This is a genomic window from Streptomyces sp. NPDC048338 (genome assembly GCF_043201055.1).
GTDB lineage: Bacteria > Actinomycetota > Actinomycetes > Streptomycetales > Streptomycetaceae > Streptomyces.
Window position 1 is genome coordinate 221226 of sequence record NZ_JBICYQ010000015.1, and the last position, 23092, is coordinate 244317.

Below are 23092 nucleotides of genomic sequence, written 5' to 3' on the forward strand. Positions count from 1 at the left end.
CACGGCGCGAGGTACCGCGGAGTTGAGAACAACGAGGGTCGCGAATTACTCGCCCTGGACATCAGTGGGCCAAGTGGCTACACTGTCCCTTTGCGCTGCCTGTTAGCTGCCCCCTGCCCGTCACCTGGGGCATACTCTCGCGAGAGCACCGTCGACAGACCCGCCTGACCTGGCTTTTCAGCCCGTTTCGGGAGTGTTCGTCCCAGTGCCCCGCAAGGGACCGGTACGCGCGTAGTGAGTCCGAGCCCTCGGAAGGACCCCCTCTTGGCCGCCTCGCGCAACGCCTCGACCAATACGAACAACGGCGCCAGCACCGCCCCGCTGCGCATCTCCTTTGCAAAGATCAAGGAGCCCCTCGAGGTTCCGAACCTCCTCGCGCTGCAGACCGAGAGCTTTGACTGGCTTCTCGGCAACGCGGCCTGGAAGGCTCGCGTCGAGGCAGCCCTTGAGTCGGGACAGGACGTCCCCAGGAAGTCGGGTCTGGAGGAGATCTTCGAGGAGATCTCCCCGATCGAGGACTTCTCCGGGTCGATGTCGCTGACCTTCCGCGACCACCGTTTCGAGCCGCCGAAGAACTCGATCGACGAGTGCAAGGACCGTGACTTCACGTACGGCGCCCCGCTCTTCGTCACCGCCGAGTTCACCAACAACGAGACCGGCGAGATCAAGTCCCAGACGGTCTTCATGGGCGACTTCCCGCTCATGACCAACAAGGGCACCTTCGTCATCAACGGCACCGAGCGTGTCGTCGTGTCGCAGCTCGTCCGCTCGCCGGGTGTCTACTTCGACTCCTCCATCGACAAGACGTCCGACAAGGACATCTTCTCCGCCAAGATCATCCCGTCCCGGGGTGCCTGGCTGGAGATGGAGATCGACAAGCGCGACATGGTCGGTGTCCGCATCGACCGCAAGCGCAAGCAGTCCGTCACCGTCCTGCTCAAGGCTCTCGGCTGGACCACCGAGCAGATCCTGCAGGAGTTCGGCGAGTACGAGTCCATGCGCGCCACCCTGGAGAAGGACCACACCCAGGGCCAGGACGACGCGCTGCTCGACATCTACCGCAAGCTCCGCCCGGGCGAGCCGCCGACGCGCGAGGCCGCTCAGACGCTGCTCGAGAACCTCTACTTCAACCCGAAGCGCTACGACCTCGCGAAGGTCGGCCGCTACAAGGTGAACAAGAAGCTCGGCGCGGACGAGCCGCTGGACGCCGGCGTGCTCACCACGGACGACGTCATCGCGACGATCAAGTACCTGGTGAAGCTCCACGCGGGCGAGACCGAGACGATCGGCGAGTCGGGCCGGGAGATCGTCGTCGAGACCGACGACATCGACCACTTCGGCAACCGTCGTCTGCGCAACGTCGGCGAGCTCATCCAGAACCAGGTCCGTACGGGTCTGGCTCGTATGGAGCGCGTCGTGCGCGAGCGCATGACCACCCAGGACGTCGAGGCGATCACGCCGCAGACCCTGATCAACATCCGGCCGGTCGTCGCCTCCATCAAGGAGTTCTTCGGCACCAGCCAGCTGTCGCAGTTCATGGACCAGAACAACCCGCTGTCGGGTCTCACCCACAAGCGCCGTCTCTCGGCGCTTGGCCCGGGTGGTCTGTCCCGTGAGCGGGCCGGCTTCGAGGTCCGAGACGTGCACCCGTCCCACTACGGACGCATGTGCCCGATCGAGACCCCCGAAGGCCCGAACATCGGTCTGATCGGTTCGCTCGCCTCGTACGGCCGCGTCAACGCGTTCGGCTTCATCGAGACGCCGTACCGCAAGGTCGTCGACGGCCAGGTCACCGACGAGGTCGACTACATCACCGCCGACGAGGAGGACCGCTTCGTCATCGCCCAGGCGAACGCGACCCTGAACGACGAGCTGCAGTTCACCGAGGCTCGCGTCCTGGTCCGCCGCCGTGGTGGCGAGGTCGACTACGTCCCGCCGACCGAGGTCGACTACATGGACGTCTCGCCGCGCCAGATGGTGTCGGTCGCGACGGCGATGATCCCCTTCCTCGAGCACGACGACGCCAACCGTGCCCTCATGGGCGCGAACATGATGCGTCAGGCGGTGCCGCTGATTAAGTCCGAGGCCCCGCTCGTCGGCACCGGCATGGAGTACCGCTGTGCCACCGACGCCGGCGACGTCATCAAGGCGGAGAAGGACGGTGTGATCCAGGAGGTCTCGGCCGACTACATCACCGTCACGAACGACGACGGCACGTACACCACGTACCGCATCGCCAAGTTCTCCCGCTCGAACCAGGGCACCTCGGTCAACCAGAAGGTCGTCGTCTCCGAGGGCGACCGGGTCATCGAGGGCCAGGTCCTCGCCGACGGCCCGGCCACCGAGAACGGTGAGATGGCGCTCGGCAAGAACCTGCTCGTGGCGTTCATGCCGTGGGAGGGTCACAACTACGAGGACGCGATCATCCTGTCGCAGCGCCTCGTGCAGGACGACGTCCTCTCCTCGATCCACATCGAGGAGCACGAGGTCGACGCCCGTGACACCAAGCTGGGCCCCGAGGAGATCACCCGGGACATCCCGAACGTCTCCGAGGAGGTCCTCGCGGACCTCGACGAGCGCGGCATCATCCGGATCGGTGCCGAGGTCGTCGCCGGCGACATCCTCGTCGGCAAGGTCACGCCCAAGGGCGAGACCGAGCTGACCCCGGAGGAGCGCCTGCTCCGCGCGATCTTCGGCGAGAAGGCCCGTGAGGTCCGTGACACCTCGCTGAAGGTGCCGCACGGCGAGACCGGCAAGGTCATCGGCGTCCGCGTCTTCGACCGCGAGGAGGGCGACGAGCTTCCCCCGGGCGTGAACCAGCTGGTCCGCGTCTACGTCGCCCAGAAGCGCAAGATCACCGATGGTGACAAGCTCGCCGGCCGTCACGGCAACAAGGGCGTCATCTCCAAGATCCTGCCGATCGAGGACATGCCGTTCCTGGAGGACGGCACCCCGGTCGACATCATCCTGAACCCGCTGGGTGTCCCGTCCCGAATGAACCCGGGACAGGTCCTGGAGATCCACCTCGGCTGGCTCGCCAGCCGCGGCTGGGACGTCTCCGGCCTCGCGGACGAGTGGGCGCAGCGCCTCCAGGTGATCGGCGCCGACGAGGTCAAGCCCGGCACGAACGTCGCCACCCCGGTGTTCGACGGTGCCCGCGAGGACGAGATCTCCGGTCTCTTCGAGCACACCATCCCGAACCGCGACGGCGACCGCCTGGTCCTGCCGTCCGGCAAGGCGCGTCTGTTCGACGGCCGCTCCGGCGAGCCGTTCCCGGACCCGATCTCGATCGGGTACATGTACATCCTCAAGCTGCACCACCTGGTCGACGACAAGCTGCACGCCCGGTCGACCGGTCCGTACTCGATGATCACCCAGCAGCCGCTGGGTGGTAAGGCCCAGTTCGGTGGCCAGCGCTTCGGTGAGATGGAGGTGTGGGCGCTGGAGGCGTACGGCGCCGCTTACGCCCTCCAGGAGCTGCTGACGATCAAGTCCGACGACGTGACCGGCCGTGTGAAGGTCTACGAGGCCATCGTCAAGGGCGAGAACATCCCTGAGCCCGGCATCCCCGAGTCCTTCAAGGTGCTCATCAAGGAGATGCAGTCCCTGTGCCTCAACGTGGAGGTGCTGTCCTCGGACGGCATGTCCATCGAGATGCGCGACACCGACGAGGACGTCTTCCGCGCGGCGGAGGAGCTCGGTATCGACCTGTCCCGGCGCGAGCCGAGCAGCGTCGAAGAGGTCTGACGGGAGTCCGGTGAGGGGCTCGTACCCACGAGCCCCCCACCGACCCCGGGACCCCCATCAGACCAAATTGAGACTCAACCCTGAGAGGGATTGACGCATAGTGCTCGACGTCAACTTCTTCGACGAGCTGCGGATTGGCCTTGCCACCGCGGACGACATCCGTCAGTGGTCCCACGGCGAGGTCAAGAAGCCGGAGACCATCAACTACCGCACCCTGAAGCCCGAGAAGGACGGACTCTTCTGCGAGAAGATCTTCGGTCCGACCCGGGACTGGGAGTGCTACTGCGGCAAGTACAAGCGTGTCCGCTTCAAGGGCATCATCTGTGAGCGGTGTGGCGTCGAGGTCACCCGCGCCAAGGTGCGCCGTGAGCGGATGGGCCACATCGAACTGGCCGCTCCCGTCACCCACATCTGGTACTTCAAGGGTGTCCCGTCGCGCCTGGGCTACCTGCTCGACCTCGCCCCGAAGGACCTCGAGAAGGTCATCTACTTCGCGGCGTACATGATCACGTTCGTCGACGACGAGCGCCGTACGCGTGACCTGCCGTCGCTGGAGGCCCACGTCTCCGTCGAGCGTCAGCAGATCGAGAACCGTCGCGACTCCGACCTGGAGGCCCGCGCCAAGAAGCTCGAGACCGACCTGGCCGAGCTCGAGGCCGAGGGTGCCAAGGCCGACGTGCGCCGCAAGGTGCGCGAGGGTGCCGAGCGTGAGATGAAGCAGCTGCGCGACCGTGCGCAGCGCGAGATCGACCGTCTCGACGAGGTCTGGAACCGCTTCAAGAACCTCAAGGTCCAGGACCTGGAGGGCGACGAGCTCCTCTACCGCGAGCTGCGTGACCGCTTCGGCACGTACTTCGACGGCTCGATGGGTGCCGCGGCGCTGCAGAAGCGCCTGGAGTCCTTCGACCTCGACGAGGAGGCCGAGCGCCTCCGCGAGATCATCCGTACCGGCAAGGGCCAGAAGAAGACCCGTGCGCTCAAGCGCCTCAAGGTCGTCTCCGCGTTCCTGCAGACCGCGAACAGCCCCAAGGGCATGGTTCTCGACTGCGTGCCGGTGATCCCGCCGGACCTGCGTCCGATGGTGCAGCTGGACGGTGGCCGCTTCGCGACCTCCGACCTGAACGACCTGTACCGCCGCGTGATCAACCGCAACAACCGTCTGAAGCGTCTGCTCGACCTCGGTGCCCCCGAGATCATCGTGAACAACGAGAAGCGGATGCTCCAGGAGGCGGTCGACGCCCTCTTCGACAACGGCCGTCGCGGTCGCCCGGTCACGGGCCCCGGCAACCGTCCGCTGAAGTCCCTCAGCGACATGCTGAAGGGCAAGCAGGGTCGATTCCGTCAGAACCTGCTCGGCAAGCGTGTGGACTACTCCGCGCGTTCCGTCATCGTCGTCGGTCCGCAGCTGAAGCTGCACCAGTGCGGTCTGCCCAAGGCCATGGCGCTGGAGCTCTTCAAGCCGTTCGTGATGAAGCGCCTGGTCGACCTGAACCACGCGCAGAACATCAAGAGCGCCAAGCGGATGGTCGAGCGCGGCCGCACGGTCGTGTACGACGTCCTCGAAGAGGTCATCGCCGAGCACCCGGTCCTGCTGAACCGTGCGCCCACGCTGCACCGCCTCGGCATCCAGGCCTTCGAGCCCCAGCTGGTCGAGGGCAAGGCCATCCAGATCCACCCGCTCGTCTGCACCGCGTTCAACGCGGACTTCGACGGTGACCAGATGGCCGTGCACCTGCCGCTCTCCGCGGAGGCGCAGGCCGAGGCCCGCATCCTGATGCTGTCCTCGAACAACATCCTGAAGCCGGCCGACGGTCGTCCCGTCACCATGCCGACCCAGGACATGGTGCTGGGTCTGTTCTTCCTCACCACGGACGAGGACGAGCGCGAGGTCGTCGGCGCCGGTCGTTCCTTCGGCTCCACCGCCGAGGCGATCATGGCCTTCGACGCCCGCGAGCTCTCGCTCCAGGCGCAGGTCGACATCCGCTTCCCCATCGGCAGCGTTCCGCCGCGCGGCTGGGTTCCCCCGGTCGCCGAGGAGGGCGAGCCGGAGTGGCAGACGGGCGACTCCTTCCGCCTGCGCACCTCGCTGGGCCGCGCGCTCTTCAACGAGCTGCTGCCCGAGGACTACCCGTTCGTCGACTACTCGGTGGGCAAGAAGCAGCTCTCCGAGATCGTCAACGACCTGGCCGAGCGCTACCCCAAGGTCATCGTCGCGGCGACGCTCGACAACCTGAAGGCGTCGGGCTTCTACTGGGCGACCCGTTCCGGTGTCACCGTGGCCATCTCCGACGTCGTCGTGCCCGAGGCCAAGAAGGCCATCGTCGCGGGCTACGAGGCGCAGGACGAGAAGGTCCAGAAGCAGTACGAGCGCGGTCTGATCACCAAGGAAGAGCGCACTCAGGAGCTCATCGCGATCTGGACCAAGGCGACCAACGAGGTCGCCGAGGCGATGAACGCGAACTTCCCGAAGACGAACCCCATCTTCATGATGGTCGACTCGGGTGCCCGAGGAAACATGATGCAGATGCGTCAGATCGCGGGTATGCGTGGTCTGGTGTCGAACGCCAAGAACGAGACGATCCCGCGTCCCATCAAGGCGTCCTTCCGCGAGGGCCTCACCGTCCTCGAGTACTTCATCTCCACGCACGGTGCCCGTAAGGGTCTCGCCGACACCGCCCTGCGTACCGCCGACTCGGGTTACCTGACCCGTCGTCTGGTGGACGTCTCGCAGGACGTGATCATCCGCGAGGAGGACTGCGGCACCGAGCGCGGTCTGAAGCTGAAGATCGCCGAGCGGGGTGCCGACGGCGTCCTGCGCAAGACGGACGACGTCGAGACCTCCGTGTACGCGCGGATGCTCGCCGAGGACGTCGTCGTGGACGGCAAGGTCATCGCGCCGGCCAACGTCGACCTGGGTGACGTGCTCATCGACGCGCTCGTCGGCGCGGGCGTGGAGGAGGTCAAGACCCGCTCGGTCCTGACCTGTGAGTCGGCGGTCGGCACCTGTGCCTTCTGCTACGGCCGCTCCCTGGCCACCGGCAAGCTGGTCGACATCGGTGAGGCGGTCGGCATCATCGCCGCCCAGTCCATCGGTGAGCCCGGTACCCAGCTGACGATGCGTACCTTCCACACCGGTGGTGTGGCCGGTGACGACATCACCCAGGGTCTGCCGCGTGTCGTCGAGCTCTTCGAGGCGCGTCAGCCCAAGGGTGTCGCCCCGATCTCGGAGGCGGCCGGCCGCGTCCGCATCGAGGAGACCGAGAAGACCAAGAAGATCGTCGTCACCCCGGACGACGGCAGCGACGAGACGGCGTTCCCGATCTCGAAGCGTGCCCGTCTGCTCGTGGGCGAGGGCGACCACGTCGAGGTGGGCCAGAAGCTCACCGTGGGTGCCACCAACCCGCACGACGTGCTGCGGATCCTCGGTCAGCGCGCGGTCCAGGTCCACCTGGTCGGCGAAGTCCAGAAGGTCTACAACTCGCAGGGCGTGTCGATCCACGACAAGCACATCGAGATCATCATCCGGCAGATGCTGCGCCGCGTGACGATCATCGAGTCCGGCGACGCGGAGCTGCTGCCGGGCGAGCTCGTCGAGCGCTCGAAGTTCGAGACCGAGAACCGTCGTGTGGTCACCGAGGGCGGTCACCCCGCCTCCGGCCGTCCGCAGCTGATGGGTATCACCAAGGCCTCGCTCGCCACCGAGTCGTGGCTGTCGGCGGCGTCCTTCCAGGAGACGACCCGGGTTCTGACCGACGCGGCGATCAACGCCAAGTCGGACTCCCTGATCGGCCTCAAGGAGAACGTCATCATCGGTAAGCTCATCCCGGCCGGTACGGGTCTGGCCCGCTACCGCAACATCCGGGTCGAGCCGACCGAGGAGGCCAAGGCCGCGATGTACTCGGCCGTCGGCTACGACGACATCGACTACTCGCCGTTCGGCACCGGCTCCGGCCAGGCCGTTCCGCTGGAGGACTACGACTACGGTCCGTACAACCAGTAAGCGAGTACGACGTGCGAAGGGCGGTCACCCCGTGGGGTGGCCGCCCTTCGGCGTTTCCGGGCCGCGGGCCCAGGAGGGTCAGCGGCCGGCCAGCTCCCAGATCGCGATCATCAGGCCCGCGCTCGCCGTGAGCGCGGCGATGCTGGTCAGAGGCCAGCGGGCGCGTTCCAGGGCGTCGAGACGGGTCTCCATGTCGGCGAGCTGCTTGTCGGTCTGGTCGCTGCGCTGGACGAGCAGCGCCAGCGAGCCGTCGACCCGGGCGAAGCCGGCCTCCAGCGTGCCGCGGAGCCGTTCCAGCTCCACGGCCACGGCGACGGGGTCGTTCGGCTCAGACTCGGTCATCGGCGCCTCCCGCAGCGCTGCGGAGCCAGGACGGCAGCAGGGTCTGGACCGCCGGCAGCGCCATGACGCGGGTCAGGGCGCCGGCGACGGCCAGGGCCCCGGCGACCCACGGGAGGGTCTCGGGGATGCCGGAGGCGTCGACGATCGCGGGCAGGACGACGGCGATACCGACGGCGGACTGGAGGACGGTGCGGGCCGTGCGCTTGGCGGCATCGGACATCGGTGGAACTCCTCGGGTAGGGCGGGACTCAGCCGCAGTAGGGGACCTTCAACGCGTTCCAGGAGGCGGGGCCCGGCCAGCCGTCGGCGTCGGAGCCGTGGAAGCCGAGCTTGCGCTGCCACTTGGCGTAGCTGCGCCGGTCGGCCTCGCCCCAGCGGGGGGAGGGGCCGACGGTGTAGGCGGAGCAGCCCTCGGCCATCAGCCGGCGGCCCATCGCGGTGACGATCGGCGAGCTCGGGTTCTTCCTGAAGAACGAGGTGCCGGGGAAGGGCTGGTAGCGCGGGGTGCTCGGGCGGGCCGGGGAGGTGGCGCCGGAGGGGGTCTTGGACGGTGCGGCTCCCAGCCGCTTCTGGACGCGGTCCCGCATGCCCGGCATGCCGAAGCCGCGCGGGTCGCTCTTCCAGTCGGACCACTCCAGGTGCCCGATGACCGACTTGGCGCCCCAGCCGTGGGCCCGGCAGAGGGCCGCGGAGACCCGTTCGACGGCGTCGAGCTGGGCCGCCGGCCACGGGTCGTTGCCGTCGCCGAGGTTGACGCACTCGAAGCCGTAGAACCGGGTGTTGCCGTCGACGGCGCCGGCGCTGCCCTGGTGCGCGCGCGGGGTGGGCGGCCGGTCGCCGTAGGTCTCGGTGATCACGGCCTGCAGGACGGAGGGGTCGCCGCCGCCGGCGTGGTTGGCGCGGCCGTTGCCGACGAGATGGACGGAGCCGTCCTTGGCGATGACGCCGTGGCACAGCGGGCCCGGCAGGCCGGCGTAGCCGTCGAAGCAGAGCTCGACGGACGAGGCGGTGCCGCTGGAGACGGTGTGGTGGATCATCACGCCGCTCACGGGGCCCCAGGGGCCGGCCTGATTGCGGTTGTGGGTGCGCCAGCCGTCGTGCTCGACGACCTTGACGCCCTCGGCGCGCAGCGCGGCGAGGAGCCGGTCGGCGGAGAGGGGAGTGGCCATGGTGGGTTCCTCCGGCGGGAAGGGCAGGGATGCCAGGAAGCGGGCATGAAAAAGGCCCGCACTCGGGCGGGCGAACAGGTGGGGTGGGGCTCCGGTTACGGGACGGGCGTGACGGGCGGCGTCGGCGGGGCGGGCGGGGTCGGGTCCCAGGCGGCGCAGAGGGCGGCGCAGGCGGCGCGCCGGCGCTCGAAGTCGTCGAGGGCGGCCGCCACGGCCCGCTGGACGGCGGTCGGGTCGGGCACCACCGGCTCGCCGCCCTGGGCGTTGACCACGACCAGTCCGGCGCCGCGCAGCGTGGTGTCCGGGCCGTCGGACGCGGTGACCTGGGCGCTGACGTACACCGACGGGTACTCGCCGGTCATCGGGTCGCGTTCCAGGGAGCCGCCGAGGGTGTTGTCGTAGACGCGGACGTCGAGTGCGTGGCCGTTCTCGGTGACGGTGGCGCGGCCCGCGTAGTCGATGGCCACGCCCCACGGCTGGGTGGGGTCGATGTTCATGGGTGTGCTCCTCGGTGGGCGGATCAGGTCTGGGTGCCGTACATCAGGACGGGCTGGGCGTAGACCGTCCCGCCGCTGCTGGCGAGGGCGTGGACCTCGATGGTCATGACCTTGCCGAACTTGGTCGGCATGTCGACGGGCAGCAGGCCGGTGTAGTCGAAGGTGGTGCCGGCGGTGACGGTGGGTCCGAACTGCTGGCCGTCGACGAGCACCTTCACCTGGCCGGTCGCGCCGCTGGACGCCTTCGTGTAGATCGACAGGCGCATCTTCGGCTGCCAGACGGGGTTGAAGGACTGGGCGACGGCGGTGAAGGTGGTGCTGCTGGTGGACGGCCAGCGGGCCGAGTTGAGGTCCACCGGGGGGAGCAGCTGGAGCCAGGGCCGGGCGAGTCCGCCGGTCAGGATGTCGTCGGCGAAGATCTCGTGGTTGTAGCCGTCGAAGATCCGGATGACGGGCCGGGTGGCCGTCGGCGAGCTGCCGCCCATCTGCAGGACGGCGGCCGTCGAGCCGTCGGCGTTGGTCCGCTTCACCGTCAGCTGGCCGTTGGCGACCTCGTTGAGGGCGGGGCGGGTGTTGACCGCGGTGGACAGCGCCTTGATCCGGCGCTCCATCTGGTTGAGCCGGTCGATGATGTCCTCGGGCAGCTGGGGCATCAGGCCTCCTCGAGATAGAGCTCGGCGGTGTCGGGGCGGCCCCGCTCCGGGGGCCGGACCTTGACGCCGATGATGCGGAAGCGCGCGTCGAGGCCCGTGGGGTGCCATTCGTCGGTGATGCGGATGCGGGCGACCCGCCCGAGCAGGGCCGGCGGGACGATGCCGCCGAGGTGGATGCTGATCTCGGGGATGACGACGGCGCCGCGTGCCTGGGCGAGTTCGGCGGCGGCCAGCGAGTCCAGGGTGAGCTGGTCGCTGATCTCGTTGTGGTCCGAGGACAGGTCGATCAGCGGCCAGCCGTCGGCGAGCAGGGCCGAGTCGACCTGCTCGGTGGAGAACAGCGGCCGGGACTCGGCCGCCGCGTTGGAGTTGGTGGACGCGCCGCGGGCCAGGGCGGTGGTGCCGCCCCGGGTCGCGTCGCGCGGGAAGGAGTACGCGAGGATCACGCCGGGCCGGTCGAAGAGCAGGTCGGTGGCGCCGGTGCGGATCTTGGGAGCCCCGAGGCGGAGCTGCCGGATCCGTTCGCCGGTGACCGGGTCGCGGTAGACCAGGATCTGGTGCTCGAAGCCGTCCTCCATCGCGGCGAGCTGGTCGAGCGCCTCCAGGTACATGGTCTCGTCGCCGAGGCGCCAGGTGACCGTCCGCCGGACGTCGGAGGTCTCCTCCCCGACGGTGACCTTGAAGCAGCGGGCCCCGGCCTGGAGTTCGGTCCACAGCCGGCGCGCGATGGCCAGCTGGTCGGTCGGCTCGGTGTACTTGATCTCCGTGCGGATGCGGCGGCGTGCCGCGTACGAGTCGAACGTCGCCGCCTGGACGGAGAGGGTCAGCACGCCGCGGTCGCTGGACTGCAGGGTGCTGGTCCAGACGATGCCGCCCCACCACAGGTCGCCGCCGCGTTCCAGGTAGACCGCGGTACGGCCCTCCTGGATCTGCCGTACCCGGTCGGCGATGGCCCGGTTCGGGATGGGGATGGTGCCGGACAGGGAGCCGGCCTTGCCTATGAAGTCGTCGAACTGGACGTCCCGCAGCGGCAGGATGTCGAGGGTCTGGTCGGTGATGAGGTCGCAGAAGATCGCCCGGTAGGGCGTGTCGATGGCCATCGCGGGCCCCCCTTACAGGACGTAGGTCGCGGAGACGCGGATGTTCCGCCCGGCGGCCAGGGCGCCGTTGGAGGACCAGGTGCGCAGGTTGACCTGCCCGCTGGTGTAGATGTTGGCGCCGCCGTCGCCGTAGCCGTCGCAGGCCGATGCCTCGAAGTCCATGCCCGGCCGCCAGCCGGCGGGGAGGGTGCACAGCGGTTCGTCGGCGATGTTGCCGGCGCTGTCGGCGTTGACCTGGGCCCCGGTGCGGGTGACGGTGACCGTGATGCTGCACAGCCCGCCCTTGGTCCGGCGGCCGGCGAACGAGACCATCCCCCAGTTGGCGAGCGCGGTCGCGCCGCTGGTGGTGGTCTCGACCTCGACCGGCGGCTGGTGGTTCACCCACGAGGTGCCGTTCCAGCGCTGGAGCGTGCCGGCGTTGTCGCGGTACTGGCCGGCGTAGCTGCCGGCGGACACCGTGCCCGTGGGGGCGATGCCGCCGATCTCCTTCGGGTAGGCGACCCAGGCGGTGCCGTCCCAGCGCTGCAGGAAGTGGGCGTTGTCGTTGTCCTGGTACTGCCCGGGGTAGGAGCCGGCGATGCCCGCGTTGTTGTAGACGGGCAGGATGCCGCCGGCGGAGACGGTCGTGGTGCGCAGGTCGGTGACGGCGTTCGCCCAGTCGATGCCGCCCGTGCCGGCGGACGCCCCGGCCTTGACCCTGACCGAGAAGAGGACGAGCGAGCGGGCGGGGGCGTTCGGGGCCACCGGGTTGGCCGCCGCGGCGCCCTTGACGATCTCGACGACCGCCTGGTACCTGCCGAGGGCGTCGACGTCGACGTCGCTGTCGTAGACGCGGACGACGACCAGGTCGATGCGCGGGTTGAGCGGGTCGCCGTCGCCGAAGGTGAGGGTGATGTCCTCGTCGAGGGCGACCGGGTACGCGCCGTCGGTGGTGCCGCCCTGGATGACGGCCCTGCCGTGGTAGACGGTGGCCGTCATCGGGGCGGTGCCGCTCATCCACAGTCCGCCGACGCGGAACTTGCCGTCGTACGTGCCGGGCAGGACGCCGGAGCGGACGCCGAGCGGGTTGGCGGGGGTGGTGGCGCCGATCGAGGTGATGCGGGTGTTCTGACGGGTCTGGCCGGTGGGCATCAGCCAGCCGGAGCGTACGGGCATGGGGATCTCCTGTGGGACGGGGCGGTCGGGCGGCTGCCGGGCTGCGCGCGGCTCAGTACTGCGGGGTGATCTGGAGGAAGGTGTTGTCGAACCAGGCCCGCACGTTGGTGTTCGTGCTCCGGTAGTACGCGGTGACGGTGTAGGTGGCGCCGGCCGTCAGGCTGTGCAGGCGCTGCGTCGTCGCGACCGAGTAGGCGTCCGTGGGATCGGCCGACTTGGAGGCCACCGCGGCCAGTTCGTCGTCCGGTTCCCGTACGACCGTGGCGCCCTGGGTGACGCGCACGCCCATGAAGGCGGAGCTGGCGATGCCCGTGGTGCCGGTGGCCAGGGAGAGTTCCATCCGGGACCCGAAGGTGAGGATCGCGGCCCGCGACGGCGGCGCCGTGAAGGTCACGCTCAGCGGGTTGTCGGCCCGGTCGATCAGCGTGTTCACGTACGTCGTGGACGTCGTGTAGCCCCCGTCCAGGGAGTCGTTGAAGTACGGACCCGGGTAGGCGGCCGCCCATGCCGAGCCGTTCCAGCGCTGGAGCTGCCCGCCCGTGCCGTCCCGGTACTGGCCGGTGTAGCTGGCCGGGGTGGAGGAGGCGGAGTTCGGGACGATGCCGCCGATCGCCGAGGAGTAGGAGATCCAGGCGCCGCCGTCCCAGCGCTGGATCGCGCTGCCGGTGTCCTGGTACTGGCCCGGGTAGGCGCCCGGGGCGACGGGACCCTCGACGGGCAGGATGCCGCCCGCGGAGACCACGGCGGTGCGCAGGTCCTTGAGCGAGGTGGCCCACGGGATGCCGCCGTTGCCCGCGCTGGCGCCGGCCGGCACGGTGACCTCGTACAGCGGGAGGCTGCGCGCCGGGGCGGGCAGGGCCTTCGGGGTCTGCTCCGGTACGCCCTCGATGATCTCGACGACGGCCTCGTTGCGGTTGCTGCCCTCGTAGAGCTTGTCGTAGATCCGCAGGACGACCAGGTCGACCCGGCCGTACTGGGCGTTGCCCGGGGAGAAGGTGACGACCTCCGAGGACGGCAGGGTCACCGGGTAGGCGCCCTGGGAGATCTCGCCCTGGACGATCGCCCGGCCCTCGGAGACGACCGCCGACATGGCGGAGGAGCCGGTCATCCAGAAGCCGGACAGCCGGTACTTGCCGTCGTAGGACCCCGGCAGGATGCCGGAGCGGACCTGGACGGGGTTGAGCGCGTTGGTCGCACCGATCTGGGTGAGACGGGTGTCCTCGCGGGTCTGGCCGGTCTCGGCGACCCAGCTGCTGCGCAGGTTCATGGGGTTCTCCAATCGGGAAGGTGCTGCGGGGGCGGGGTCAGGACCGGATCCACTGGGCGGAGAGGTTGCTGTAGTACCCGGAGCCGCCGAGGGTGCGGACCGCCGCCGTGTGGTTCTGGAAGGCGGCCAGCTGCAGGGTGCTGCCCGCCGTGAGCTTGATCAGGCCCTGGCCGCCGACGACGACGGCGCCGCCGCCCGCGGGGGTGAGCCAGGTCATCCGGGGGACGCCGACACCACCGGAGAGGATGCGGGCGCCGCGCATGTTGTTGGCGGAGTCGCCCGACCAGCAGACGTGTCCGGAGACCCGCCACCAGCCCGTGCGCGGCACGGTGTAGGTGTTGCCGCCGCTCCAGCCCCCGAAGTCGTCGATGTCGACGCCTTGGAGGGTGACGGTCGTCCATTCGTTGACCGGGATGCTCTGCATGGCGGTCTGGGAGGCGCTGAAGAGGATCGTCGCCTTGCCCTCGGCGTACTGCCAGGCCGTGCCGTCCCAGCGCTGGAGGATGCCGGCGTTGTCGCGGTACTGGCCGGTGTAGGCGCCGGTCGTCATGGTGCCGTGCGGGGCGATGCCGCCGATCGGCTTCGGATAGGAGACCCAGGTCGTGCCGTCCCAGCGCTGGAGCAGGCCGGCGACGTCGCGGTACTGGCCGACGTAGGCGCCCTTGAATCCGCTGGTCGGCATGATCCCGCCGAGCGCCGTCATCGGGTAGTGCAGGGTGGTGACGGCGGTGTTCCAGGCGATGCCGCCGGTGCCGGCCGACGTGCCGGCCGGCACCGTGACGGTGTAGAGCGGGAAGGCGCTTCCGGGGCCCGAGACGGGGGCGACCGGGGTGGCCGAGGGGGCGCCCTTGACCAGCCGGATCACCGCTTCGGTGGCACCGGTGCGGTCGTAGGCGTCGTCGAGGACGGCCAGTTCGACCAGGTCGATCCGGGCGTTCTGCGGGTCGCCGTCGGCGATGGTCAGCGTCTCGGGTGCGGTCACCGCGACCATGTACGCGCCCTGGGCGGTGTCGCCGCCCTGGACGACGGCCCGGCCGGTGCCGATCGAGCACTGCATGGGGGAGGTCCCGGTCAGCACGAGGCCGCCGGGGACGATGCCGGGGCGGGAGCGCAGCGGAGTCTCCGACGCGCTCTGCCCGTTGGGCGTGAGCAGCACGGAAAGGGCGATCCGGGTGTCCTCGCGGGTCTGGCCCGTGGGCTGGAGCCAGGCGGCCCGTACGGTCATGGTTCACCTCTGGGGATCGGGAGGGGCTTTCGGGGGACGTGCGGCACGGCGGACCGCGGGGCGGGGGCGCCCGGTCACCACTCGGCGCTGCGCCAGCGGATCGTCATCAGGGCGTCCGGGGTGGCGGTGTCGGGCCGGAAGGCCAGCTCGGTCCGGCCCGGTTCGAGGAGGAACAGCTCCTCGGGGCTGGAGTCGGCCATCGCGGTGTGGCGGCGGGACGCGGTGTTGTTGAGGGTGACCGTGCCGGCCGCGGTGTCGACGACGAGCTCGTCGCCGGCGGCCAGGTCGATCGCGTACCGCAGCCGGCGCTTGCTGACGCGCTCGGTGACGGTGGGCATGGAGCAGGGTCCGCGGAAGACGATCACCGGGTGGGTCGGCGCGGAGCCGGTGTTCTCGGCCACGGCGTCGCCGGTGGACCTGGCCTGACCCCAGTTGAGCGGCCAGACCAGCGGCCAGGTGAGGCCGGACTCGGGCTGCGGCGCGGTCGTGACGGCGGCCTGCTCGTTCACGACGTAGCGACGCGGGTCGGCCGCGAGCCACTGGATCGACATCTTCGAGCTGCCCTGCGTGGCGAAGCCCTGGTCGGCGGGGACCACCCGCTGGGCGATCCGGGCGCGCACGGCGAGCAGTTCGCCGTGCAGCCGGACGGTGAGCCAGCGCTCCTCGTCGAGCAGGGCGAGCGACTGCCGCAGGGCGCGGATGGCCTCGGTCGCGCCGTTCCACTCCGGCATCAGCACGATGGTGCCGCCGATCTTGCGCGGCTTGGCGTAGCGGGAGCCGGGCCAGGCGCCGTGCGAGGTGGGGCGGTCGGCGTCGGAGGAGTCGTACTCGGGCAGGTCCTCCCAGCCGGTCAGTCCGGAACGGTCGACGGAGAAGGGGGTGCCGGGGCCGATGAGAAGCCCGGCCCACTGCATCTGCCCGTCCTGGGTGATGAGTGAGCCGGGCGCGAGGTCGGCGGTGTAACTGTTTCCGGCGTAGGCGGTCGTGGTCTCGGCCATGGGGCCGTCACCTCGTTTCTGAAGGGGGCCAGGGCGGACGGCTCAGGCGCGTGCCGCCGCGAGGAAGAGCAGGTCCTCCGCGGTCGACCGGGGGCCGGCGCCGGGCTCCTCGTGGAAGTCCCGGATGCGGTGCGGCGGTCGGGGCGCCTCGGTGAGGGCCGGGACGCGGCGGTTGTCCAGCTGGGACAGCGGGTCGATGCGGAAGTCGTCCGCGGTGCCGGGGAGGACGATGCCGCCTTCGGCGAGCATCGGGATCTTGTCGATCTCGACGCCGAACTTCTTGCCGGTGAGGGGGATCTCGAAGCTGAGCTCGTTGAGCCCGTCGATGATCCAGTTGGCGAAGGCGATGAGGCCGTTGATCGGCCCCTTGACGACGCCGATGACCGTGCTCAGAGCACCTTCGATGAGGTCGCCGATGCCGCGCAGGGCTCCGCCGACGGCGTCCTTGGCGGTATGGAAGAACCCGGGGATCTTGTCCGTGATGAAGGACAGGATCGGCTGGACGCCGCTCTTGATCCCGCCCATGGAGCCGGAGGCGATCCCGCGCAGGGCGTTGGAGGCGGAGGAGACGCTGGTGCCGGCACCGGAGAGCCCGCCGATGCCGGAGCCGATGACCTTCAGGGCGGTGGTGAAGAGGGTCAGGTATCCCTTGAAGTAGGTCATGACCGCCTGGCCGAGGAACTCCATGACCGGCTGGAGGAACTTCCAGACCGACTGGAAGCCCTTGAGGGCCTGCTGGAAGACCTGCTGCATGATCCGCCGGCCTGCTTCGCTGTTCATCGCGTACGTGATGAGAGCGGCTGCCACGGGCAGGATGATGCCGACGAGGAAGCCGAGCGGGTTTCCCCGCATGGCGACGTTGACGGCCATCATGGCGGCGGAGGCGATGGTCATGACCGTGCCGTACTTGTCCATCAGCCCGGTGATGACATCGGTGAAGGGCAGCAGCGGCATCAGGACGGTAAGGATCGCGGCGACGCCGGCGCCCGTCTTGGCGAGCACCGACTTGGCCCTGCCCGCCCGGTCGCCGAAGGACTTGACCCCGCTCGGGGCGGCGGACCTGCCCAGCTTGGTGACCGAGCCGGCCGCGGAGGTCGCATCGGCGCGGAGGCGCCCCGCGGCGGTGGCGGCGGCTCTGGCGTCCGAGGCGAGCCGGCTGGTCCTGCCGCCGGCGTCGCGGATCGCGCGCAGCAGGCTGCCGAGCGCGGTGTTGGCCGGGTTGACGGCGCCGCGAAGGGTACCGATGGCGGCGGGAACACCGGCGAGCAGGCGGTTCGTGTAGATCGGTGTCAGTGCGACGGCACTCATCCGCGTGCCTTCGCCAGGTACATCAGCGCGTCGGCCGTGGACTGCGGGTCGCTGCTACGGGCCGCGTGATAGTGCTCGATGTGCAGAGCGCCGCCCGCGCCGCGGCCCGCCTGCATCTGCGCCGACACGCGGGCGCGCTGGGCGGTGAGGGCGAGCAGTCGGTCCAGCTTGGAGAGCGGAAGGACGGCCTCGGCCTCGCCCGCCTCGGCGAGGATCGCCGGGACACCGCCGTTGCGTGGCATGACGACACCACCGGTGGCGAGCATGGGGATGGTCGGGATGCTGACGCCGAAGGTCTTGCCGCCGACGAGCGGCACCCAGCCGGGCACGCTGACCTTGACCCGGTTGAGGCTGCCGATCATTCGATTGATCAGGCCTATGACAGCGTTGATCGGACCGGAGACCCCGCTCTTGATGCCGTTGAACGCCCGGGACGCGATGTCCTTGAGGCCGTTCCAGATGGACGACATCTTGTCCTTGACGGCTTGGAAGGCGCTGGGGATCGCCGTCCTGATCCAGTTGACCACCGGGGTGATGACGGCCTTGATGCCGTTCCAGACGGCGCTGATCACCGTCTTGATGGCCTTCATCACCGTGGTGATGACCGTCTTCCAGATGTTCACGTACGTCTTGACGACGGTCGCGACAGCCTTGACCACGGAGGAGATGGCTGTCTTGATGCCGTTCCAGACCGTCTTGATCAGCTGTCCGGCCTTCTTCATGATCGGGCCGATGGCCTTCATGACCGCGCTGATCACGACCTTGATGGCATCGAAGGCCTTCTTCATGATCGTCTGCATCGTCTTCGAGCGGGTCGCCATTTCGACGACCTTCTCGATGAGGGGCATGAACAGTTCGATCAGGCGGGCGAGGAAGTTGCCCTTCATCGACTTGTTGAGCTTGTCCTGGCCCTTGGCGGCCTTGCCCGCGCCGGACTCGTACTTGCCGAGCTTGGTGCCGGCGGACTCGCCGGTCCTGCCGGCTTTCGTCATGGACTTCTCGGCCTGATCCGTGGCGGTCTTGAGGCTCTTGAGCTGAGAAGTGGAGGACTGGGCCGATGATTTGAGCTGCTTGACCTTGCTCGAGGCGGTGTTCGCGCCGCTGCCGACGCGGCTGACGGCCTGAGCGCTCTGTTCGGCATTGGTCTTGAGGGTCTTGAGTGCCGACGAGGTCGCGGTCAGGGCACTTTTGAGGGACATGGTCACCTGATTTCAGGGGGAGGGGAGAGGAGGAGGGTGTCGGCCGGCCCGGACAGGACCTAGGGGGTGCTCTCCTGGCCGTTCAGCTCGAGAGTGACCTTTCCGACCGCGGTCCTCAGGCGGTTGAGGTCCTCGGTCAGGACCTTGTCGCCCGCGTTCTCCCACTTCTTCTTGGCCTCGGCTTCGGCAGCCACGAACTTCTTGGCGTCCTGGAAGCGCTTGGAAGCCCTTTCCTCCAGCTTCTTGGCTTCCTTCTCCGCCTTCTCGAGCTCCTTCTTGGCCTTGTCGGCGAGCTTCTTGGCCTGCTTGAACTTCTTCTCCGCCTCGAAGAAGGCCTGGAGCGAGGCGGCGCTCCTGTCCGACCGGTACTGGCGCCGCGCGTTCTCCATGTCGGTCTCGGCCTGGCTCTGCGCGGTGCGGGTCGCGCTCACGTCGGTCCGTGCCGTGTCGAGGCGGGCGAGCGCCGCCTTCAGGTCGCCCTGCTTCTTCTCCAGGGCACGGAAACGGTTCTCGGCCTTGAGGTTGGCGCTCTTCGCCGGATCGGCCCACGGCCAGCCGATCCGCTGGCGGCCGTTGATCGTGACGCCCTTTTCGTCCATCTTGAACCAGGTGTAATCGAACTTGATCACGCTGGCGCCGAGGGAGAAGACGGCAAGGCCGGCGAGCTCCGCCTTGATGAGGGTGATGTCACCCTTGATCGCCGTGACCGAGCTCGACGCGCCGACGGCGGTCTTCTTGGTCTCGCTGTAGTCCTTCTGGTCGATCCACGATGGCCAGGTCACCACGGATTCCGTGGCGTCGCGCACGGGTTGGGGAACGGTTGCCATGGCTGTCCTCTCTTCGGAGGTGTCGTGCGGGTCGCACCCCGGAAACGCCCGAGCCGCCTTCCCCGGTGGGGTGGAGGCGGCTCGTGTGCGCGGGCGGCGGGGTGATCCCGCCGGCGTGGCGTGGCGTGCGGCGTCAGCGGCGGCGGAGTTCGGCGAAGGCGTCGTTCCACCCCGCCGTGTAGGCGACCGCCTCGCGCCGGCTGACCTCGGCGCACAGGCTGCCGAGCAACGCTCTCTTGTCGAGGGCGGTGGGTCCGTCGAGGAGCTGGCGGAGGCGGTCCTGGAGCGGGATGTGCGGTCGCGATGCCTCGGCCTGCTGAGTCATGGACGCCTGCCTTCCGGTTGCTTGCCCTTGCGTGTGTGGCGGCGCCGCGGAGTGAGGCGGGGGCGCCACATGTTCGAACTACTGTGCGAACAGAGTGTGGAACATCTGTTCGGTGTTTGTCGAGCGTGAAACACCTGACGGTGTGTCTCTTCGGGTGTTCCCTGGGGTGGTTGGTCCCGGATCAGAGCTTGTGTTCGACCGGGGTACTCTGGTTGGCGCGTTCCCCGGACCCGACACAGTCGGGGGGCGGGGAACGCGAGGGGCGCGTGGGGATCCCAGGGGGCTGGAAGGCAGTGCTGACGCATGGACACGGAGCCGGGCGCTAACCGGCGGGAGCGGGCGGTCGACTGGCTCGAATCCCACCCGGATCTGCCTCACCTCTTCGCCCGGCTTGCCGAACTCGTCCACGTCGCGGGGCATGCCCCGGAGGGCCTGGTCGTGCTGCCGCGGGCCGAGGTTGACCGCCGTGAGACCGCCGCGTTCACCGCCGGCTGGGCCGAGGCCGTCTCGGACGAGCTGCCCCGCATTCGCCGGGAGTACGAGAAGCGGGTCGCCGACGCCTATGCGCAGGGACAGGGTGACGCGCGTGGAATTCGGCGCCCCCAGCGGCGCACGGACACGAGCCAGGACGGGGCCCGGGTCATCCCGCTGCCTTTCGCCCGGTTGCTCGAACCGCCGGCCGTCGTGGTCGAGGCCGAGGAGCGCGTCCGCAGGGAGCGCGAGTTGTTCGAACGGCGCCCCGAGCGCGAGTACGTACCCGAGCCGGAGCCGCAGCCCGAACGCGTACCCGAGGCGGAGCCCGCGTCCGACCCCGAGCCCGAGGCGGACGTTCTGGTGACCGCCCAGGAGAGCCGTGCCCGCAGGAGCGCCCAGCCGGTGCGGAAGGTCGTCCGGGGCAAGGGCGGGCGCCCGATCGTGCCACCCCTCGACAGCGCCCCCGTGCAGGCGGGGGCCGCCTCCGAACGGCGCGGAACCGAAGCCGACGAACCGGACACGACGACGGACACGCGCAAGCGCCGCCTCTCCGAACGGGCCAGGGCCTTGGAGCAGGAGCTGGCCGCCGAGCGAGCACAGGAAGCGCCCCCGGAGCCCGCTCCCTGAGGGGAACGGGCTCCGGGGGCCGTGGGGAGGTGGCGTCGGCGGCGGACGCGGATCAGCCGAAGAACCGGGCGAGCTGGGACGGGGACACCGCCCCGGCTTCGTCCGTGTCGTCTGCGTCCTCGTCGTCCTCGACGGAGTCGCCCGGGCGAGGGACGGGCTTCGGCGGCTCGGGCTGGTCGCCGTCATCGCCGGTGTTGACGGCGGCGAACATCCAGTTGGCGACGGCCAGATGGTCCACCACTGCCGCGAGGAGGTGGTCGGTGACCGACCACTCCGCGGCCTCGCCGTGCAATTCCCGCTGCACGGCGCTGTTCTCCGGAAGATGCGTGATCAGCACGGCGAGACGCCGGCTGGAGAGGCTGCCGCGGTACCAGTCGAGAAGATCGACGTCGTAGTACCGCAGCAGGTCGGCTTCGAGGGCCTCGGCGTGTTCGTCGGCGAACTCGACGAGGCTCAGTCTTCCCCCAGGCCGAGCCCGGTCTCCTTGCCGTAGGCCTCCAGGATGGCGGCGATGTCCTGCATCGTGAGGTCGTGCTCCTCGAAGCGGGCGAACTGCTCCTCACCCATCAGGAGCGCGAGCAGACCGTCCACGTCGTTGTCGTCGAGCCCGCGCAGCGCCTTCGCGGTCCTGCGGGACAGCTCGGTGGGCAGCGTGTAGGACTCGCCGTCCAGCTCGAAGGACCAGGTGCGGCCGTGGGCCTCCATGCGCTGGGCGCGGGCGGCGTTGACGTCGAAACGGCTCATGGTGATGCGTACTCCTTGTTCGAGTGAGTGAAGAGGAGAGGGGTGGGGCGGGACGGCGGTGCGCCGTCCCGCCCCGGGCGGCGAAGGATCAGACGGTCGCGGAGTACTGGCTGTCCTTCATGAGGAAGGTGGCCAGCGGCTTGCCGTCGCCCTTCGACATGGCGGTGAAGGTGACGCCCAGCTGGGCGGCGGCCTTGCGGGCCAGCTTGATGTCGTCCGTGGCGGTGACCTGGCCGCGCGGGATGATGAAGCGGTACTTCACCGCGGTGGTGCCGCCGGCCTTGACGTCCGTGAACTCCAGGCCGAGGGCGCGCACGTCGGCGAACGGACGCTCCGCGATCTCGTACCGGTAGGTGTCCACGGCCGGGGTCGGCTCGGCCTTGACCGCGTCGCCGCCCATGAAGAACGGCAGCGTGTCCTCGTTGAACTGGAGCAGCGAGAACTTCAGCGACAGGTCACGGCTCGAGTAGATGTAGTGGACCGGGGAGACCGACTGCCACGAGTCGATGGCCTCCAGCTTGTCCTTCTTCGAGAACGTGACGCCGTCGCCGGAGGTGAAGCCGAGGTCCTTCCAGCCCGCACCGGACCAGTCGGCGGCGGAGTCCGTGCCGAAGGTGGCCGGGAGGGAGGTGCCGGCGTCGGCCACGTAGAGCTTGCCGATGCCTGCGACGCGGATCTCGGCGGAGTTGTTTCCTGCCATGGTGGGTTTGCTCCTTGGTGAGAGGGGTGTGAGAAGGCACCGCCCCGGCGGTGGGTCCGGGTACGGCAAAGGCCCCGCCGGACGGCGAGGCCTGGTCTGTGGGGTCGCCCGAGAGGGAGGGCGCCGGGGGAGCGTCTAGAAGACGTTCACGGAGAGGCGGATCACGCAGAGGTAGCGGTTCGCGCCCCGGTAGAGGTAGTCGGGCATCCAGCGCGGCCCGTCCTGCTCCTCGACGTCGCTGACGACGTTCGCGCCGATCTGCTTGCCGATGGTGGCGAGCAGGGCGCGCCGGGCGGCGTTGGCGAGGACGTGGGCCGCTGTCTTGGTCGGTCCGTACACCTCGAACTCGATCAGTGGCATGTCGACGTGCAGGTCGCCGAGCCAGGCGCCGCCGCGGCGGTTCACGAGGACGGCGTTCTGCGTGCCGTCGAAGCCGGCCGGCGCCTGCGCGGCGACGGTGACGCCGGTCAGGGCCGGGTCGGCCTTGAGGACGTCGACGACCAGCTTCTCGACGTCCGGGAACGCACTCGGGGGAGTGGTCATGACGGTTCTCCTCGGTGGAAGGGGAGGGCGGGACGGGGTGCCAGAGGTGCGGGTACCGCCCGGGGCGCTCGACACGGGGAAGGGGGCGCGGAGCGCTCCCGGACGGCGAACGGCGGAGACCGTGACCCCTTGTCGGGCACAGCTCCGCCGTTGCACCAACTGTGACAGAGAGCGTGCGCGCACGCAACTAGT

The 23092-nt window shown here is 69.4% G+C and carries 21 protein-coding genes; 3 read left to right on the top strand and 18 right to left on the bottom strand.

Going from position 1 to position 23092, the window contains the following annotated elements:
- The first annotated feature begins 264 nt into the window (after nt 1-264).
- Nucleotides 265-3747, top strand: a complete 3483-nt coding sequence (gene rpoB / locus ACGFZF_RS31405) for a DNA-directed RNA polymerase subunit beta (RefSeq protein ID WP_393559689.1) — start codon at nt 265-267, stop codon at nt 3745-3747.
- A gap of 100 nt (nt 3748-3847) precedes the next feature.
- On the top strand, nt 3848-7747 hold the full coding sequence (locus tag ACGFZF_RS31410; protein WP_393559691.1) for a DNA-directed RNA polymerase subunit beta': 3900 nt from the start codon (nt 3848-3850) through the stop codon (nt 7745-7747).
- Between the two features lie 78 nt (nt 7748-7825).
- Here ACGFZF_RS31410 and ACGFZF_RS31415 read toward each other — a convergent pair whose 3' ends face one another.
- From ACGFZF_RS31415 to ACGFZF_RS31480, 14 genes are all read right to left on the bottom strand, one after another.
- Entirely contained in the window at nt 7826-8089 is a 264-nt protein-coding gene (locus ACGFZF_RS31415; protein WP_393559693.1) for a hypothetical protein, read from the bottom strand.
- On the bottom strand, nt 8076-8309 hold the full coding sequence (locus tag ACGFZF_RS31420) for a hypothetical protein (RefSeq protein WP_356599689.1): 234 nt from the start codon (nt 8307-8309) through the stop codon (nt 8076-8078). Before ACGFZF_RS31420 ends, ACGFZF_RS31415 begins: the two co-directional genes overlap by 14 nt.
- A 28-nt stretch (nt 8310-8337) precedes the next feature.
- Entirely contained in the window at nt 8338-9258 is a 921-nt protein-coding gene (locus ACGFZF_RS31425) for a peptidoglycan-binding protein (protein ID WP_393559696.1), read from the bottom strand.
- Between the two features lie 95 nt (nt 9259-9353).
- Nucleotides 9354-9755: an ATP-binding protein gene (locus ACGFZF_RS31430; RefSeq protein ID WP_393559698.1), complete on the bottom strand. Its 402-nt coding sequence runs from the start codon at nt 9753-9755 to the stop codon at nt 9354-9356.
- A gap of 23 nt (nt 9756-9778) precedes the next feature.
- Nucleotides 9779-10408, bottom strand: a complete 630-nt coding sequence (locus ACGFZF_RS31435; protein WP_356776089.1) for a hypothetical protein — start codon at nt 10406-10408, stop codon at nt 9779-9781.
- Nucleotides 10408-11508 (bottom strand): hypothetical protein, encoded by a 1101-nt coding sequence (locus ACGFZF_RS31440; protein WP_393559701.1) that lies wholly within the window; start codon nt 11506-11508, stop codon nt 10408-10410. Before ACGFZF_RS31440 ends, ACGFZF_RS31435 begins: the two co-directional genes overlap by 1 nt.
- A gap of 12 nt (nt 11509-11520) precedes the next feature.
- Nucleotides 11521-12663, bottom strand: coding sequence for a hypothetical protein (locus ACGFZF_RS31445; protein WP_393559703.1), 1143 nt, complete (start codon nt 12661-12663; stop codon nt 11521-11523).
- 52 nt (nt 12664-12715) lie between these two features.
- Entirely contained in the window at nt 12716-13930 is a 1215-nt protein-coding gene (locus tag ACGFZF_RS31450) for a hypothetical protein (protein ID WP_393559705.1), read from the bottom strand.
- 37 nt (nt 13931-13967) lie between these two features.
- Nucleotides 13968-15155 carry a hypothetical protein gene (locus ACGFZF_RS31455; RefSeq protein WP_393559707.1) on the bottom strand — a complete coding sequence of 396 codons (1188 nt, stop codon included), beginning with the start codon at nt 15153-15155 and terminating at the stop codon, nt 13968-13970.
- 74 nt (nt 15156-15229) lie between these two features.
- On the bottom strand, nt 15230-16153 hold the full coding sequence (locus ACGFZF_RS31460) for a phage distal tail protein (RefSeq protein WP_393559709.1): 924 nt from the start codon (nt 16151-16153) through the stop codon (nt 15230-15232).
- Between the two features lie 42 nt (nt 16154-16195).
- Nucleotides 16196-17461: a tape-measure protein gene (locus tag ACGFZF_RS31465; RefSeq protein WP_393559711.1), complete on the bottom strand. Its 1266-nt coding sequence runs from the start codon at nt 17459-17461 to the stop codon at nt 16196-16198.
- Nucleotides 17458-18660: a phage tail protein gene (locus ACGFZF_RS31470; RefSeq protein WP_393559713.1), complete on the bottom strand. Its 1203-nt coding sequence runs from the start codon at nt 18658-18660 to the stop codon at nt 17458-17460. Before ACGFZF_RS31470 ends, ACGFZF_RS31465 begins: the two co-directional genes overlap by 4 nt.
- Nucleotides 18661-18719: 59 nt before the next feature.
- On the bottom strand, nt 18720-19442 hold the full coding sequence (locus tag ACGFZF_RS31475) for a hypothetical protein (protein WP_393559715.1): 723 nt from the start codon (nt 19440-19442) through the stop codon (nt 18720-18722).
- Nucleotides 19443-19620: 178 nt separating this feature from the next.
- A complete protein-coding gene (locus ACGFZF_RS31480; RefSeq protein WP_393559717.1) occupies nt 19621-19812 on the bottom strand; it encodes a hypothetical protein in 192 nt (63 codons plus the stop codon).
- Between the two features lie 303 nt (nt 19813-20115).
- Between ACGFZF_RS31480 and ACGFZF_RS31485 the strand changes: the two genes are divergently transcribed.
- Complete coding sequence (locus ACGFZF_RS31485) at nt 20116-20913, top strand: hypothetical protein (protein ID WP_393559719.1); 798 nt, start codon at nt 20116-20118, stop codon at nt 20911-20913.
- Nucleotides 20914-20965: 52 nt separating this feature from the next.
- On the opposite strand, the gene ACGFZF_RS31490 is transcribed toward ACGFZF_RS31485, so the two are convergent.
- The 4 genes from ACGFZF_RS31490 to ACGFZF_RS31505 form a co-directional block, all read right to left on the bottom strand.
- The gene (locus tag ACGFZF_RS31490; RefSeq protein WP_393559721.1) at nt 20966-21250 is read right to left on the bottom strand and encodes a hypothetical protein; all 285 of its coding nucleotides are present in this window, start codon (nt 21248-21250) and stop codon (nt 20966-20968) included.
- Between the two features lie 116 nt (nt 21251-21366).
- The gene (locus tag ACGFZF_RS31495) at nt 21367-21657 is read right to left on the bottom strand and encodes a hypothetical protein (RefSeq protein WP_393559723.1); all 291 of its coding nucleotides are present in this window, start codon (nt 21655-21657) and stop codon (nt 21367-21369) included.
- An 88-nt stretch (nt 21658-21745) separates the two neighbouring features.
- Nucleotides 21746-22357 carry a phage tail protein gene (locus ACGFZF_RS31500; protein WP_393559725.1) on the bottom strand — a complete coding sequence of 204 codons (612 nt, stop codon included), beginning with the start codon at nt 22355-22357 and terminating at the stop codon, nt 21746-21748.
- A gap of 135 nt (nt 22358-22492) precedes the next feature.
- On the bottom strand, nt 22493-22900 hold the full coding sequence (locus tag ACGFZF_RS31505) for a hypothetical protein (RefSeq protein WP_393559727.1): 408 nt from the start codon (nt 22898-22900) through the stop codon (nt 22493-22495).
- Nucleotides 22901-23092: the final 192 nt, after the last annotated feature.

Bases quoted from the DNA above. Each gene is read 5' to 3' on its own strand.
- ACGFZF_RS31495 (WP_393559723.1), bottom strand. From the start codon at position 21,657: ATGAGCCGTTTCGACGTCAACGCCGCCCGCGCCCAGCGCATGGAGGCC.
- ACGFZF_RS31435 (WP_356776089.1), bottom strand. From the start codon at position 10,408: ATGCCCCAGCTGCCCGAGGACATCATCGACCGGCTCAACCAGATGGAG.
- ACGFZF_RS31480 (WP_393559717.1), bottom strand. From the start codon at position 19,812: ATGACTCAGCAGGCCGAGGCATCGCGACCGCACATCCCGCTCCAGGAC.
- ACGFZF_RS31455 (WP_393559707.1), bottom strand. From the start codon at position 15,155: ATGACCGTACGGGCCGCCTGGCTCCAGCCCACGGGCCAGACCCGCGAG.
- ACGFZF_RS31450 (WP_393559705.1), bottom strand. From the start codon at position 13,930: ATGAACCTGCGCAGCAGCTGGGTCGCCGAGACCGGCCAGACCCGCGAG.
- ACGFZF_RS31485 (WP_393559719.1), top strand. From the start codon at position 20,116: ATGGACACGGAGCCGGGCGCTAACCGGCGGGAGCGGGCGGTCGACTGG.
- ACGFZF_RS31445 (WP_393559703.1), bottom strand. From the start codon at position 12,663: ATGCCCGTACGCTCCGGCTGGCTGATGCCCACCGGCCAGACCCGTCAG.
- ACGFZF_RS31430 (WP_393559698.1), bottom strand. From the start codon at position 9,755: ATGAACATCGACCCCACCCAGCCGTGGGGCGTGGCCATCGACTACGCG.
- ACGFZF_RS31505 (WP_393559727.1), bottom strand. From the start codon at position 22,900: ATGACCACTCCCCCGAGTGCGTTCCCGGACGTCGAGAAGCTGGTCGTC.
- ACGFZF_RS31470 (WP_393559713.1), bottom strand. From the start codon at position 18,660: ATGTCCCTCAAAAGTGCCCTGACCGCGACCTCGTCGGCACTCAAGACC.
- ACGFZF_RS31420 (WP_356599689.1), bottom strand. From the start codon at position 8,309: ATGTCCGATGCCGCCAAGCGCACGGCCCGCACCGTCCTCCAGTCCGCC.
- ACGFZF_RS31425 (WP_393559696.1), bottom strand. From the start codon at position 9,258: ATGGCCACTCCCCTCTCCGCCGACCGGCTCCTCGCCGCGCTGCGCGCC.
- ACGFZF_RS31440 (WP_393559701.1), bottom strand. From the start codon at position 11,508: ATGGCCATCGACACGCCCTACCGGGCGATCTTCTGCGACCTCATCACC.
- ACGFZF_RS31465 (WP_393559711.1), bottom strand. From the start codon at position 17,461: ATGAGTGCCGTCGCACTGACACCGATCTACACGAACCGCCTGCTCGCC.
- ACGFZF_RS31500 (WP_393559725.1), bottom strand. From the start codon at position 22,357: ATGGCAGGAAACAACTCCGCCGAGATCCGCGTCGCAGGCATCGGCAAG.
- ACGFZF_RS31415 (WP_393559693.1), bottom strand. From the start codon at position 8,089: ATGACCGAGTCTGAGCCGAACGACCCCGTCGCCGTGGCCGTGGAGCTG.
- ACGFZF_RS31460 (WP_393559709.1), bottom strand. From the start codon at position 16,153: ATGGCCGAGACCACGACCGCCTACGCCGGAAACAGTTACACCGCCGAC.